Genomic DNA, 15,970 nt, shown 5'->3' with positions numbered 1-15,970 from the left:
TTCATAACTCTTTATCTTTCTAGAAGTAATCGCTCTCTTTATTGGTTTAACGCAGGCTGTTTATGTTCAATTTGAACAGGTTTTCCTGTTAGTAAAGATTCCTTCGCAGCTTTCGCAATTCGTTCTGCTTGTAACCCATCATTACCACTGCAAATAACAGCTTGTCCTTCTATAATTGACTTTGTAAATTGTGTTACTTCCTCAATGTAAGCCTGCGTATAGCGCTCTAAGAAGAAATAAAGTGGCTTGTCTTTTACAACACCTTCTGTTTTTGAAACTTGTACTGTTGTCGGGCAACAATTATCCGCAGCGACCGCTCCTTTTTCACCAAACACTTCAAGACGCTGGTCATATCCATAAACAGCTTGGCGGCTATTATCAATTACCCCTAAAGCTCCATTCGCAAATTTCAATGTGACAATTGCTGTATCAACATCATTTACTTCCTGAATGGACGGATCAATTAATGTTGTACCATATGCAAATACTTCAACAACTTCACTATTCATCACATACCTAGCCATATCAAAATCATGAATCATCATATCCATAAACAATCCACCTGAAGAACGAACATATTCTATACTTGGCGGTTGTGGATCTCTAGACGTAATTTTTAAAATATGTGGGTGTCCCACTTCTCCTTGTTGAATAAGATCATAGACTTTTCTGAAGTTAGGGTCGAAACGACGATTAAAACCTACTTGAAGAGATACTCCTTGTTCTTTTACTACTTCTAATGCATCTAATGTTTCTTCTACCGAGAAACTAACAGGCTTTTCGCAGAAAATATGTTTTTTCGCAAGTGCCGCTTCTTTAATAATTTGCGCATGTGTATTTGTTGGTGAACATATAAAGACAGCATCAATTTCTGGATCTGCTAATAAATCCTGATAGTTTGTAGTCAGAGTAGAAATCCCTTTATCCTCAGCCCACTTTTCTAGATGACTAATCACTACATCTGAAACCGCTTTAATTTTTACTTGTGGCATCAGCTGCAAATTATCAACATGCAGTTTCCCAATTCGTCCAGCACCAATAATCCCAATCGTTAAAACATTCATATGATTTCTCCCTCTTTATTTAAATTTAAGAAACAAAATGAAAGTCTATAAGGTTTAGCACATCAAATTAAGTTAAGCGCTTTCCCTATTTTTCTTCATTATACACACTTGACTCTAAATTGAAAACATTTTTATTTTTTTGAATACTTTTCTTTTCATCTGAATTTCAAATTTCGCAAGTAAACGTACTACGTCCATATACAAACTAATAATTAGAAATAAATAATCTTAACAGCTACAAAAATAATCTTTTAAAATACTGATATAACAAGGGAAGATAAGCCTTTTAAATAGTAAACCCCATCTATAAGGTATTCCTTTCTTTTCATACTCATTATTATTTTATTGTCCAATAAGTAAATAGAATGCCCTTATAAAAGAAAGTTGTAAATTGTCAAAAAATTTCATTGACGACCCTATTATGTAAGCGTATACTTTTTTTATCAAAAAGAATTAAGCGCTTAACCAAAAAACTTATCGGTGGTGGGAGAATGAACGCAATGAGTTCAAACAAAACATTTATGGACAAGATTGGTATTCCTTCTAATTTAACTTGGGGATACATAGGGATTATTGTTTTTATGATTGGGGATGGTTTAGAACAAGGATGGTTATCCCCTTATCTCGTTGAAAAAGGACTAACACTAGAACACGCTGCTTTTCTGTTTACGATTTACGGGATTACTGTATCTGCTTCTTCTTGGTTTTCGGGGGTATTTGTACAAATGTGGGGACCAAGAAAAGTAATGACGTTTGGTTTAGTATCATTTATTTTAGGTTCTATTGGATTCATAGGTATAGGTATTCAACATATGAATTATCCAGTAATAATAATTTGCTACGCTCTACGAGGATTTGGGTATCCCTTATTTGCTTATTCTTTCCTAGTTTGGGTATCTTACAGTACTCCACAGCAAATGCTCTCAAGAGCGGTTGGCTGGTTCTGGTTCGTATTCCAGCTTGGGCTTAGTGTTATTGGAGCCTTTTATTCTAGCTATATGGTTCCTAAGATTGGGGAAATCGCTACTTTATGGAGCGCCTTAATTTTTGTTGTCGTCGGGGGATTATTCTCAATTGTTGTAAATAAGGATAGATTTAAAGCACAAACCGTAAGCGCTAACAAATCAAGTGAATTACTAAAAGGCATTACCATCGCATTTGAAAATCCTAAAGTTGGTATAGGCGGTATTGTAAAAATAATAAACTCGGCCGCTCAGTTTGGATTTGTTGTTTTCCTGCCCACTTATATGATGAAATATAATTTTACAATGACGGAATGGCTTCAAATTTGGGGTACTCTATTCTTTGTAAATATGGTGTTTAATATTATTTTTGGTATTGTTGGAGACAAGTTTGGCTGGGTAAATACGATTAAATGGTTCGGAGGAGTCGGTTGCGGAATTGTAACTCTTGCACTCTACTATGTACCACAAATGGTCGGACATAATTATTGGGCAATATTATTTGTTGCATGTTGCTACGGAGCAACACTTGCCGGTTATGTACCTCTTACAGCATTAGTCCCTTCTTTATCTCCTGAAAATAAAGGAGCTGCAATGTCTGTTTTAAATTTAGGTTCTGGATTATCAGCATTTGTTGGGCCATTAGTAGTAACTGCATTCATCGGTCCATTAGGTGTAGGCGGCGTGATGTGGATCTTTGCTGGCTTGTACTTCTTTGGTGCATTTTTAACTCATTTCCTTACTATTCCAAAGGAAAATGAGATGAAACAAGATTTAAATACGAAAAGCGGCGAGCAATTCTCAGTATAAACTCTAATTACAAAGAAGGTCATCATAACTGCACATAGTTATAATGACCTTCTTTTCGTTACATTCAAATAGGCTATTAAAAAAGCTTTCATGTAATATCCTTTACTGAGGATCGCTCCACTAACTGAGGAATAATTGTAATTTTTTGCTTAGCATGCTCCTTCATTTCCATCGTTTTTAGCAGTTGTTCAAACGTACAGGTCGCCATTTGTGTAATTGGTTGTTCAATTGTTGTTAACCCTGGATCTGCGATCTCAGCATAGATTGTATTATCAAATCCGATAATTGATAAATCTTCCGGAATCGAAAGCCCTTGTTTTCTTGCTTCATTCATTAGGCATATAGCAATTAAATCTGTACACGCAAAAACCGCTGTAGGTCTGTTAGGCAAATTAAGTAGTTCTTTACTTGCACGTTTGCTATCTTCAACTGTCGAATAGCAGCTAATGATGGCATCATCATCTAATGAAATTCCTGAATCCGTAAGGGCTTGTTTGAAACCATTCAGTCTCCCTAAGCTACTTTTTCTATCCATCTCCATCATAATCGTTAACGATGTATGGCCTTTCTGCGTCAGATAATTCCCAGCTAGATAGCCTCCCCTCATATCATCAGTTGTCACAACATGAGTTGTGATGGAAGGATGATCTACGGTAAATAATACAAGCGGCAAATCTCGGTTCACGATTTTTTTCACTAGTTTATAGTCATTTAGCTCCGTCGCAATAATAATGCCATCTACTTGCTTTTTAAATAATAAATCAATGTATTCGTGCTCACGTTTTGTTTGATGGTCTGTGCTACATAAAATGAGTGTATATCCTGATTCTCGTGCACTATTTTCAAAAGCTCTTGCTACTTCTGCAAAGAATGGGTTTGAAATGTCTGGGACAAGTACCCCAATCGTATATGTTTTTTTACCTGTTAACGCTGCTGCTACACTACTTGGCTGGTAATCTAATTCATCCATTACCTTATTAACTTTGTTTATTGTTTTTTCACTAATACGTCCTGTTTGATTAATCACCTTGGATACAGTTGCTATTGATACACCTGCTTTTTCCGCAACATCATAAATTGTTGGTTTCACTTTAATTGTCCCTTCTTAATCATCTTTTTCTATATTTTATCATAAATATATTTTGCTTCTTGGTATCCAAACGGAAATCTTTTAAAATTTGTAAGTACTTGTATTCTCAGGCATAGTTCCTCTCATTAACTTAACTACCTGTTCCAAGTGAATAGTTCAAATATAAACATGCCCCTGTATTAAAGGCTTTTTACAAGCAGCATGCTTTGATAAAATAGAAAAAAAAACGTATTCCAGTCCTTTTCTCTATTTATACGTTATTAATCCAAAAACCTTTAGCCTATTCTTCTTCACTTTAGGTTGAACCTATCTTCTTAGTTTAATAGGCATGGTGCTTTTTCCTTTTTCCTCTTACCGCTTATTTCTTATCTCCGAATCTGTCCATTTCCACAAATCACATATTATGAATACATTTATAAATCACCCTTACAAATAAAAAAGAATAAGAAGATCCATGCGAATAAACGCTTTAGAATCTTCCTATTCCTCCATACACACCCTTAAAAATAGTTGGCTTATTGCTTTGTATTAGATAATCCCCTTTTTCAATAAACTTACATAACTATTATCTCCTATGATGACATGATCTAGAAGAGGGATACCAATAATAATTCCACATTCTTTTAATCGCTTAGTTACTTCAACATCTTCTTGAGATTCCATACTATGGCCTGAAGGATGGTTGTGAAAACATACTATTGAAGATGCATTGTTTAATATTGCCGTGCGGAAGGTTTCCCTTGGATGGACTAACGATGAATCAACAGTTCCTTCGAACACAATACTACAGCCAATAATTTCATTCTTTGTATTTAAGTTAAATACACCAAAAATTTCATTTGGCCTTGATTCTATATCAAATATAATCTGTGCAAAGCGTACAGCATCCGCTGGACAAGTGATTTTCTTTTTCTCAATATCATAAATACGATTACTGTCTTTTACCAACTTTACAGTTTGAACCATAATTTTCTTACCCATGCCCTTCTCCTTTCAAAATAAAAAAGACGAGACTGCACCTCTCATCTTTTTTCACCTACTTTTGTATTTTGAAATCCAAAATTCTTATTTCCCCACTACAATTCTTAATAATTTAAGATAATCTATCACATCCTTGTTAGTCGATTACTTGTCCTATTCCCACAACGCAAAAAAACCTTCCAGGAATACATTCGTATTACAAATTAGCGTATATGTTATATACACTTCCTTGCAATGAATCGTAAACCCGAAAGGTTTGTTGTTATTTAGGAATGATTAAAAAGGAAAAATTATCTTTACGTTATTTTAAAATATATCGAATAATCTGTCAAATTAACGAAATAAGTTTAATTGACTGTGATTAGGTCTTCCCTCTGATAGTTACGTAATTGATTTGTAAATAGAAAACATGGTCTTGATCTTAATAATGGAAGTTCCCTTTAATTTAGGTATTTTATTTCTTCATTAAAACTAAAAATAAACACTAATAAGTAACTTACATTTAATTTACTACTTTTTACTATAATCTTTATTCCAAAAACGATAGAGCGAACGAAATTCATCTGTTTTAGAAATATCGATTTTCTCCTTTTTTCTCTTATCATATAGTTCATCATTCTCTATCCCAAATATTTCTCCCACCATTGGCTTCTTCCCCTCTTCATACATAATAAAATCAGGAATGAATCCCCCATAACCCTCAATTGGTAGATATGGTTTTACAAATAACTTTTTCTGATGACAGAGTTCATTATATATAACCTTTTCATAATTACTTTCAACAAATAATCCTCTTCTTGAAATTGGAATCAAACAATAATTCCCTAATGTCAATTTCCTATGATGGTATTTACTTGCCCTATATACAAATCCAGCAAGAATATATCTATCACTATGGGGTTCGCTTTTTAGCTTAATATCAAATTCTTCCCAATTAACATAAAATCCAAACTCTTGATCAAAAGCATTTTTGCAAACAACGTATCCTAAAGACTCCTTTCCTATTTCCTCGGACTCCCTTCCCCTCTCAGGAAGGTATTCCATATAAACAAAAGCCACGTCTTTTTTTACTTCTAAGCCGCTAATATTTTTACCTCTCAACATTTGTTCAAAGAACATTTTCTGTAATATTTTACTCTTATTACTCAATCTAATATCCTTTGAAACTCCAAATACATGTTGAGATACTTCATTTGAATTTGTCGGAAGTCTTCCTTTTTTACCTGTGACAATTCTTTCCCATGACATCATATTAAGTTTGGTAGCCAATCCAAAGACAGTAGCTTCTCCTTTTTTTGTAGAGTTAGGATATTCTATATAGATCTTGGTCTTTCGTTCCTCTTCTTGCTTCACATTCTCTTTTCCTATCTTTTCTTTTGAAGGGGGTATCAATGCTTCCATTCTTACAACATGTTCGCCTTTTTCTTCATCATATTTCCACGCTTTTTCATAAGCACTTATCCCTTCATATTGAGGGCTTCTAACACAATTAATAGAATGTTTCTTTTTTCTAGTGGCAGGATATAGATAAGGAATCGCTGTCTTGGACACCTTCATCTCAACATGGTTTAAACAAGAACAGTATAAAGAAATTATTCCCTTCTCTTGTTTTTGTTTTAGAATATTCAGATAATACTCATTAGCAGATTGATAACTCTTTTTTTCTAGTAACACACCTGTTTTTTTATCAAAAATTTCAAATGAACGTGATGTAATCAATTTCATATCCCCCTACTCATATATAATTTATATATCTTACATGTAATCCTGTAAGAAAAAGATGTTTGATAAACGATATATACCCTCCTCTAAGTTGAGAAGTTCTACTTAGCAAACGCTCAAATCGTTCACCCTTAAATACCCTTGATTTTTCAAAAATAAACCCTCTTATTCAAAATATCTCCTAATATTTTATCATTTTTTATGCAGTAAACCTTTTAATTACCACCTTCAATAAAACAAAAATTATATGTATTCATATCCTTTTCTGTACTTTAAATTTCCCAACTTCAAAAATGGCACTTCTATACTTTTCAAAAATTATTTATTCGTCCTTCTCACTTATACATTCTTCTACTATGAATTTAAAAAAAAGCAATTTAGAATGTTCTTTTTTTAGCGAACTTACTGCCTTAATAGAAACAAAAGTATAAATCAATAATACGAATAAAAAGGTAATTGCTGTAATTATAACCCCATTCTGTTTAATCAACCCTTCACTAAAAAAATAATTATTCCCAAGAACAATTAGAAGGGTAGTAATAAACGGGACGATAAATTGAATCATCTTATATCCATCATATTGTTCTTCTATGCTAGATACACGATTGAAGGTATTTTTTAAAGTCTTTTTTTCTAGTAACATTAATGCACTTGCTTCTTTTTCTAATTGTTTTTTAGAAACTAACCCTTTTTCATAATTAATTGAATGTGTTACAAACTTTCCAAAGGATTTATTATCTAAACATATTAACTTACTATCTAATTCCTCAGTTGTTAAGTCACTAAACTTAGCAATCGTCTCTTTATTTCTAAACAACATACTCCCCCCTCAATTCCTAATATTTACAAGAATTATATCATTAAGAAACTTAAAGACAAATGCGCTTACTTACTACAAACAAAATCGTAATTTATCATAGTAGTTTGCTTCATTGGCATTACGTCCATTCTACAAGAAGAAGGAATTGGCGAATTACCACTATCTATGAAATGACAAACGAATATGTCAAACAATGAACTAAAGAAGCAATTTGATGATGATACATATTTTCACCGTATTACTGAATCGCCTTCTAATAGTTTTTACATTTATCCCATCAACACTCCACAAATACATCGCAACATTTTTATAAGAAGATTACTGCGCACGAATTTATAAAATAATACAATTAATAATTTTTGTTCTATACCTAATCTACTAATTTCCTTTTCACCTGAATATAAACCCGTTTGCAAATACCTATTTTCACCTCTAAAAAGGTATCTTTAAGATTCAGTAATAACCAGGAATGCAAAAAAACAGACCGATTTTTAAATCAGTCTGTTTTTAATTCAATAATACTTGATTTTATATTAAAAAATAATCCGATTTAACTATTTCTTTTTATTTCACCCCAACTTTACTGACTAAATTTCGTCCTAAAACATTAGTATAATAATCTTCAGCCATTTTCTTAGCTCTTTCCTCTATTAATTCTTTAGTAAATTCATGAAAATCATCGTAATCTGTTACGAACTGTGAAACATATGAATACTTAGATTCTTCATACTTCACCCTTTTCTCTTTAAATTCTTGATTATCAATTTCGTTGTTAATCTTTTCTTCTAATAAAATTAAATTCCCTATGCTTAAACTATATTTTTCATTTTTATCTTCAGAAAGTATGTGCTCGACAGAGCCATCTTGTTTTGAAATGCTCTCCTCGGAATAATATTTTTCTAAATTGTTTAGTACATACTTACTTAACATATTTGATTTATTTTTCCCCTTAGAAAACTCTAACTTAATAAACTCTTCCTCAAATTCGTTATAATTTGGAAATATCTCATCTAGCGTATTCTTTAATTCGTCAATAATCTCATTTGCATCTTCCTTTGATTCAGCAGCATTTAATTGGATAGCAAACTTCGAATATTTAAGCTCCAACATTATTCCATTTTTTCTAACAGTATATTATACTGTTAATTACTAAGGGTAAATTTTGGTATTTCATGGTGACTATTCGATTTTCCGGACCAAATAAAGATAGAAAAGTCCTAATTGAAGTCCAACAATGCGTAGAAGATATATATATTAGAAAAGAAATTTCAGGAGATCTTATACATATAGTGTTGTAGCTTTAAATCAATAAATTTGTAGATAAGCTAGTTAATAGATTATTGAATTTAATCTTTTGGAGTAGTTAAATAAAATTATATTCTAATTTTAAAATTATTAGGTGGTGCTAGTAATGTTTGAGCATTTTTTAATTAAAGCTTTATTGAGTATTTTCTTAATTAGCCTAATCGTGTTAATCAGTGTGATATGGACTAAAATAGAAAAAATTCTGGACGATACTGTATTTAAAAATGTTTCTAAAAAAACCAAATATGTAATAACTATGATAATTGTTATGGTAGGAGAATTTGTTCTCATAGTTGTTACTTCATTAAATTGGAGAGCTTCAATTATTGACACACTCTTTTTTAGTAGTATTATTTTGTTCTGCTGTATATGGTTAATACCTTATTTTGTTAATCAACAACAAAACGTCGCTAAAGTTATGGATAAGCATTTTAGTGGAGGGGTAGATTTAGGTGAAATTCAAGTCCATCGTACAAAACTTTCTGCATTTAATTTAGGAAGTATTGTATTTTCTATTGTGGGAATTATTATACCTATTTGTTATTACTTTAAATACTTCTTATAACAGTTTATTGGTTCTGTTGCAAATTTTTTTAGATACAGTAATAGGAGAGATTACAGATATTTATGTAGAAACAACTTAGATGTATAAGACAATCCATTTGAGCGAAAACAGTAAAATACCCTAAAAAATGATACTTATTTCCAAAACATCCACCAAGACTTTTTCTTCAACGGGGCTGCCGCTATTTCTTCCTGAGCTGATGCAATAGTACGTTTAGCATCTTGAATCTCCCTGACCATCTTCATAAGATTATCATCCCTTAGCTCTAACCTCTTTTCTATCCTTTCTTCACACTCCTTCCGATCTTTCATATCTTCTCTTATTAATTTATTTCTTTAATAACCTCTTCTATTAATTTGTTTCTTAAATTTATACGATCACCGAGTCTCTTTGCCATTTCTAATAGGTTCGCTTGCTGCACCTTATTATTTTCTTCGATTATAGCGCTACATGGTTGTTGGAATTGGTATTGCATTTGATAGGGAACTGGATCTGATCTCTGGGATTCCTCTTTCTTATTATCGATTCCAAACTGCTTCACAATCATTTTCGCAGCCTTTTCTAAAGTCATACCATCTTGCTTACTCAACTCTACTAACTGTTCAATAACTACAACATCAAACTCTGTATATTCCCTTCTCCCTCGACTGTTCTTTCTTACATCATATCCTTTACGTTCAAGAACATCGGAATATTTTCTAAGTGTACTTGCACTTACTCCCAAACGACCATAGACCTCATTGCTGGTATATATTATCTCCGCTTCTGACATAGCGCTACGCCACCTCCTATAATGGAAATTCCATATTAAAGGAATAATCCCTTTTAGAATCCATCGACGAAGCTCGCACGGTCTTTGCTGTGTTTTGTCAAAAATAAGCGAATCTAAAATACAAAACCAAAATTTTTTTGAAATAAAATGTTGAGAAAGTTTATTTACCGTCGAAATATATTGTATTTTCTAAAAAATGCAAGATAATGTAATAGCATTACAAATATTCAGAAAAGGGTTAACTTTATTGAAAAGCAAAATTGCAACGCTAACTGTTACAGGCGCACTATTGTCCACAGTTTTTGTTCCTTTTTCCGATGCACAAGCATCTGAAAACACAAAACAAACTGTAGCAAATCATTCAGAAGCAATACAACCACAAGTCATTTCAAATGAATCAAAGGCCCCATACAAGGAGCCTATTCAACCACAAATTATTGAAAGTGAAGCAAAATCTCCATTTAAAGATCCTGGTATGTCTGTGAATCAAAATGGAACGTTAATGATTCAAGATGGTGGCCAAAAAGTAATTGTTGCTGATGGTGGCTTTAATTGGCAATGGTTGGGAAGTTATGATGGTGATAATGTAGCTTGGAGTACATTCGATAAACACATGGCGAGAGCTTTAATGGCTGGATTAGGTGGAAGTATTGCAGGTATAATAGTTTATACTTTTGCAAAAGGTGTTGCAGGATATATTACTGGTCAACTTATGAACAGTATACACAAGAATGCAAATGAAAAAGTTTGGTATACTGTTCATAAGTTTTATGATTACGATGCTGTTAATGTATATGTCAAATATCGTGTTTGGGTTTATTCTGACCCATCCAGATCTAGAGGCAGTATAATAAAATTCTATGAAGAAATTCACAGAACATAATAAAAAGGTTGCTCTCAATGGGAGCAACCTTTTTATGTAAACCAAGAATTAGTTAGGTACACAAATGATATAAAAGCAATAAGTGATAATGTATTATAAAAAACTATTTTCTTTGTAGCTCTTTTAAAAATAAAAGGTGCTAAGAATATTAATATACCCGTTATATAGATCCAATTTATAGAATTGTAACCTAGAAAAAAACGAGCGAAAAGAAAATCACCATGTTTATATATTTTTTTTCATGTTTTTCCACAAAATCACTCTCCCGTTATATGAATCCCTTTGTATCTGAGGTAAATAAGGCAGTGTCCTTTAATATAAAATCATAAATAATAAAAATTTATTATATCACAACCAACATTAATTTATATTGAGAAAATTCAGATATAACTTCAGAAGTATAAATTAATTTTTTAACTTCTACTACACGAATAGCTTAAAACCTTTAAGAATTAATCGACGATATTCGTATTATCCCTTGCTATGTCGGAATAGAGGGGTTTTAAATCACAAGTAATCTTTCGTGATATTATTTGTCTCAAAAAATCATATTTTTTAGAAATTACTCTTAAAAAACAGGGAAAGAATTCTTATAATACGCAACGTAGGCTTCTATTGAGCTATGCATTTATATAAAAGGAGGATGTTTTAACTATGAAAAAAACAAAGGGAAGAAAGAAAAAATTAGATGTATAAATTCGGTTTTGGGGATTCAAGCTTTTCGTTAAATACTCTGCTTAACAAAATATTTATATTCAAATTTTATTTGTAAAACCTCTTCATAAAAGAACGTGAGTTCGTGCATAATAAGAACAAACGTTCTTTTAATTTAGGAGGAATCACAATGTATGACTATTCAATCCTACCGAATAGAATCATCTTATGTGTTGATTTACGCAGCTTTTATGCTTCAGTGAGTTGCATCAAAATGGGACTTGATCCCATGCATACAAAGTTGGCTGTAGTCGGCGATGTAAATAGAAATGGTTCAATTGTTCTCGCTGCAACACCACCCTTAAAAGCCCTGGGCGTAAAGAAGATGGCAAGGCTCTACGAGATTCCTCGAAGAAAAGATATTCTTGTTGTGAATCCGATTATGGGAACATATATAAAATGCTCCAACTACATAACAAAACTAGCTTTACAGTACGTTCCTATTGAGGATTTTCACCAATACAGCATCGATGAGTTTTTTATGGATATTACCGATAGTATTAATCTATTCGCTAAAGATCCATACGAATTCGCCTTGAAATTCAAACGTGAAATATATGACCATACTCGAATTGAATGTACGGTCGGAATTGCTCAAAACCCTTTAATGAGTAAGGTCGCTCTAGACATTGAAGCTAAAAAGAACAAGGACGGGATTGCTTATTGGAAGTATGAAGATGTGCCAACGAAATTATGGGGAATACGACCACTTAATAAGTTTTGGGGCATTTCGTACAAAACGGAAGAAAAGTTAAATCGAAAGGGAATACATTCAATCGGGGATTTAGCTAATTATCCTCTAAAATATTTAAAACAGAGTTTCGGCAAAATCGGAGAGGAATTGCACTTACATAGTAATGGCATTGACTTCAGCCGTATTTCGGAGAAATACGTCCCTGCTACAACTTCAATCGGAAAAAGCCAAATTCTAATGCGTGACTATACAATAGAAGAATTCCCGATTGTTCTACTGGAACATATAGAAGAAGTTTGTTATCGCCTAAGAAGACAAAATAAACTCGCTCAAACCGTTCATTTTTCTGTTGGTTATAGTAAGAGTTATAATGGCGGCATTAGAAAAACACATACTTTAAGTCGTCCGACTAACCTAACAATGGATATTTATAAGATTTGTACATACTTTTTGCATCAACAATATACTGGAGAACCTATCCGCAGCATAAACATTTCTCTAACGAATTTAATTCGAGAAGGGGAAGAACAAATTTCTCTTTTCGATAATGTCACGCAACGAGAACAAGAAGTGGAGCTCACAAAAGTAATGGATGAAATACGCACAAAGTTTGGAAAGAACAGTATATTGCGGGGGATTTCCTACACGCATAGCGCTACAGCTAGATACAGAAACACACTGATAGGGGGACACAAATCGTGAACAATGCTAATATGCCAGAAGGAAGAAAAATGATAAAATGGGCACCGTTCGCAGCATTAACATCCCAATTTGACGGGATACGTGAAATGATTAAGGAACAAAACAAAGTAACACGTCCAATTCTAACAACTGAAGAAAAGGAACGAATCGAAAACATGTTATTATGTTCCTTAGTATCTGAAGAAGAATTAATGATTACATATTATGAAGATGGTTATTTACTCTCTAGTTATATGACTATTGTTGATATTGACCCTTCAAATAGCACTGTTATATGTACGGATGCTTTTTATAATACGATAACCCTCCAATTTATAAATATTGTTAATGTTAAATAAAAGATGTAGTATTATATACTACATCTTTTATTTAACACACTTCAAACTAATTCTAATATATAATTTTAAAATAAAAAATTATATATAGTATTAAACCAAATGCATAAATTCCACCTGATGAACGAAATTCCTCTTCAGACATCAAGCCGTGGGCTAGTCTATTCCGTAGATTTCTCCCACCTTTATTATCGAATAAGTATTGCAGGTCTCTTACTATATTCACCCCTAAAACTTCCTCTAATTTCTCCATTCCCAATAAAATCCCCAATGATTTTTCCTCTTCTACAGAACCTTTTGTACTCGTCACACTTACACCATTTTGTTTAAGGAAATAACGTATTGAGTTTTCAAATTGGGGGATTAGTATTGATAAACTCGTAATATAATTGTTTTTTAATCCTTCACGTATTCCATTAGCAACCATTACTTCTCTATCCTTTGGAATAAAGATATTATCATTAGTAATAACTAATATATCTTCAATTCGTAAAAAATATCGTCTTTGCAACAATTCAATCGAATGTAAAATTTTGTTAGCTATCCGTTTATAATGTAGCTCATAAAACAATACTAGCTCTAAAGGGAACTCTTCAGATTCCTGCGGAATATATATCGTTTTTCCAACTTCATTCTTTATCTCTCTGTGCAATAAAAACTTCGCAACACACATTGCAGATGCTTCCTTTAAATTCGCCTTATAATCAAGAGAACTGGCTAATTGTCCGATATAAAAGAGGATTTCCATATAGTTTTTCCCTATGAGTTCTTCTTCTATTTCTTTTATTTCATTAGCCATACAAAATTCAGGTGATTCGACACGTGTGAATTGAAATGCCGATTTTTCCTGATACTCTTCTTTTTCTCTAATCCATCTTTGGATTGTTTCTTCTTGACCCTTAGCTTTTTGTAAAAATTCTATTGCAGATTTCATTTTATGTACTACAAGATGGTAATTAACGTTCTCTTTTTTTAATTCTTCTTGTGCTAATCCATAATGATTGAAAGCAATTTTCTCTAAACATTTTTGCTCACAGCCACTACGTGGCAATTTATAGAATAAGGGAATGCAAAACTCCAACCATACTATCGCAGAATCTAACTCTTCCCGTTCTTGATATATCTCAGCAATTTTAATGCCAATCCCCTGATAATTCTCATGATGTTCATTATTTATTTTAGATTTATATTTTAAGATTATCTTAAATAATTCTCTCATTAAAATTTGTATCGGCTGCTCTAACATTTGTACAACCCTAAAATTATTAATTATAGAATTAAGCTTCTCAATTATTTTCTTTCCATACCTCTTATCTGTTATATACAATTGAAACCCTCGTTCCAAAAGTTGTGAAGTTAAGAAGTATTTTTCACGTAAAAAGCAATAATCGATTGATTCCATTAAATTTACAAATAAGTCTTCTCGAATCTTATAGTCCTTTTTAAGAACAAAATATACATCTATTACCCTAAATAGCAAAACAGGAGATTTTAACTTCCCTTCGGTTATTATATCTTTCAATGTATCTATCATTTTTTCATCAAAAACCTCTAAGGATACACTCTTTAAACCATTATTTAAAACAACTTGCGACTTGTATGGCTCTGCCGAGTCATTGAGATCACAAGCAAGATAAAACACCTCTTTTAACAAATTAACTTTTTCATACTCCTCATCATCTTCTTTTATTCCCTTTAAAATTCCATTTAATTCATTAGAAATAGTCTCATATATTTTAAATTCAGGAACGTCATAATTTATTTCATTCACTTCTTCCCATAAACCCCTCATGATATCTCGACCCCTTAATTTTTTATAAAAGCTATACATATTATTTATTTTATTATAAAGAAAATCTAGTGCGTTTTTCTATTTTTTAGGAAACAAGAAGTCCATTGCTTCTACCGTTAAAATCCATTCTCCACGTTGTTTCCCTTCAGGCTTGTAGTATTTAATTTTCCCACTCTTAATTAATTTATCTACTAAATTATTATCTTTACCTCTCTTTAACTTCATTCGTAACGCTTCTTGTGTAATTCCCCAACGATCACATGCTTCTCTTGGCGTCATAATTTCCTCTAACATAAATAGCATCCAAACCGCCCCTTTCGTTACTTATAAGTAACATACATTGAAAGTATACGTCACTTATAAGTAACAAACAAGATGTGATATGAACCATAAGTTTGCCGCTTCGGCAAGCTTATGGTTCTTTTTGTTTGAGGCAAACTTATGCTTCCAGGATTTGAAGAATATTTTTAATGTCGCTTTTAAATAAAGTCACGGCTTTTATAAAAAAGACGCGATGTTTTGTCCCTTTGGATCTGTTTATCTAAAGGGATGTTTTTATAGTGAAAAGAAAATTCGAACTGAAAGGCGGATTAAGGAACTGTTGAGCGGCAATAAAGTTACTCCACTAAAAGGCCATTTAATTGAATAAGACTACAAAAAAGTCACTTTCCCTTACGTAAGGTGAAGTGACCCCCGAAAGTTAGACAGGTCGTTTCATTAGGCAGCCTCTAGGGTATGATCCCGGTATTGTACCGGGAT

The 15,970-nt window shown here is 32.4% G+C and carries 13 protein-coding genes and 1 pseudogene; 5 read left to right on the top strand and 9 right to left on the bottom strand.

Annotation, left to right across the window (positions count from 1 at the left end):
* Nucleotides 1-38 precede the first annotated feature (38 nt).
* Nucleotides 39-1,064: an inositol 2-dehydrogenase gene (iolG, locus tag JDS95_RS28390; protein ID WP_001101870.1), complete on the bottom strand. Its 1,026-nt coding sequence runs from the start codon at nt 1,062-1,064 to the stop codon at nt 39-41.
* Between the two features lie 491 nt (nt 1,065-1,555).
* On the opposite strand from iolG, the gene JDS95_RS28385 reads away from it, so the two are divergent.
* Entirely contained in the window at nt 1,556-2,836 is a 1,281-nt protein-coding gene (locus JDS95_RS28385; RefSeq protein WP_098016291.1) for an MFS transporter, read from the top strand.
* Between the two features lie 88 nt (nt 2,837-2,924).
* Here the strand turns inward: JDS95_RS28385 and JDS95_RS28380 are convergent, their stop codons facing one another.
* The 5 genes from JDS95_RS28380 to JDS95_RS28360 form a co-directional block, all read right to left on the bottom strand.
* Nucleotides 2,925-3,926 carry a LacI family DNA-binding transcriptional regulator gene (locus tag JDS95_RS28380; protein ID WP_098016290.1) on the bottom strand — a complete coding sequence of 334 codons (1,002 nt, stop codon included), beginning with the start codon at nt 3,924-3,926 and terminating at the stop codon, nt 2,925-2,927.
* 528 nt (nt 3,927-4,454) lie between these two features.
* Complete coding sequence (locus JDS95_RS28375; protein WP_000516690.1) at nt 4,455-4,907, bottom strand: JAB domain-containing protein; 453 nt, start codon at nt 4,905-4,907, stop codon at nt 4,455-4,457.
* Between the two features lie 510 nt (nt 4,908-5,417).
* On the bottom strand, nt 5,418-6,632 hold the full coding sequence (locus JDS95_RS28370) for a hypothetical protein (RefSeq protein WP_098016289.1): 1,215 nt from the start codon (nt 6,630-6,632) through the stop codon (nt 5,418-5,420).
* A gap of 319 nt (nt 6,633-6,951) precedes the next feature.
* On the bottom strand, nt 6,952-7,449 hold the full coding sequence (locus tag JDS95_RS28365; RefSeq protein ID WP_002109653.1) for a hypothetical protein: 498 nt from the start codon (nt 7,447-7,449) through the stop codon (nt 6,952-6,954).
* Nucleotides 7,450-8,013: 564 nt separating this feature from the next.
* Nucleotides 8,014-8,559, bottom strand: a complete 546-nt coding sequence (locus JDS95_RS28360; RefSeq protein ID WP_242474200.1) for an HNH endonuclease family protein — start codon at nt 8,557-8,559, stop codon at nt 8,014-8,016.
* Between the two features lie 301 nt (nt 8,560-8,860).
* Between JDS95_RS28360 and JDS95_RS28355 the strand changes: the two genes are divergently transcribed.
* Complete coding sequence (locus JDS95_RS28355; RefSeq protein WP_098016288.1) at nt 8,861-9,319, top strand: hypothetical protein; 459 nt, start codon at nt 8,861-8,863, stop codon at nt 9,317-9,319.
* Nucleotides 9,320-9,453: 134 nt separating this feature from the next.
* Here JDS95_RS28355 and JDS95_RS28350 read toward each other — a convergent pair.
* Nucleotides 9,454-10,091: pseudogene (locus JDS95_RS28350) on the bottom strand (DUF3967 domain-containing protein).
* Nucleotides 10,092-10,338: 247 nt separating this feature from the next.
* On the opposite strand from JDS95_RS28350, the gene JDS95_RS28345 reads away from it, so the two are divergent.
* The 3 genes from JDS95_RS28345 to JDS95_RS28335 all read left to right on the top strand — a co-directional run bounded on the left by JDS95_RS28345 (nt 10,339) and on the right by JDS95_RS28335 (nt 13,422).
* Nucleotides 10,339-10,974, top strand: coding sequence for a hypothetical protein (locus JDS95_RS28345; protein WP_098016287.1), 636 nt, complete (start codon nt 10,339-10,341; stop codon nt 10,972-10,974).
* Nucleotides 10,975-11,818: 844 nt separating this feature from the next.
* The gene (locus JDS95_RS28340) at nt 11,819-13,084 is read left to right on the top strand and encodes a Y-family DNA polymerase (protein WP_098016286.1); all 1,266 of its coding nucleotides are present in this window, start codon (nt 11,819-11,821) and stop codon (nt 13,082-13,084) included.
* The gene (locus JDS95_RS28335; protein ID WP_098016285.1) at nt 13,081-13,422 is read left to right on the top strand and encodes a YolD-like family protein; all 342 of its coding nucleotides are present in this window, start codon (nt 13,081-13,083) and stop codon (nt 13,420-13,422) included. The genes JDS95_RS28340 and JDS95_RS28335 overlap by 4 nt, the downstream gene beginning before the upstream one ends.
* A 52-nt stretch (nt 13,423-13,474) precedes the next feature.
* On the opposite strand, the gene JDS95_RS28330 is transcribed toward JDS95_RS28335, so the two are convergent.
* Together JDS95_RS28330 and JDS95_RS28325 are read right to left on the bottom strand one after the other, a co-directional pair.
* A complete protein-coding gene (locus JDS95_RS28330) occupies nt 13,475-15,211 on the bottom strand; it encodes a DUF4209 domain-containing protein (RefSeq protein ID WP_176510777.1) in 1,737 nt (578 codons plus the stop codon).
* Between the two features lie 78 nt (nt 15,212-15,289).
* A complete protein-coding gene (locus JDS95_RS28325) occupies nt 15,290-15,514 on the bottom strand; it encodes a helix-turn-helix domain-containing protein (protein WP_098016283.1) in 225 nt (74 codons plus the stop codon).
* Nucleotides 15,515-15,970 lie beyond the last annotated feature (456 nt).

It is taken from the genome of Bacillus cereus group sp. N24 (assembly GCF_016483345.1).
Classification (GTDB): domain Bacteria; phylum Bacillota; class Bacilli; order Bacillales; family Bacillaceae_G; genus Bacillus_A; species Bacillus_A toyonensis.
This window is presented reverse-complemented; position numbering and strand designations above follow the sequence as displayed.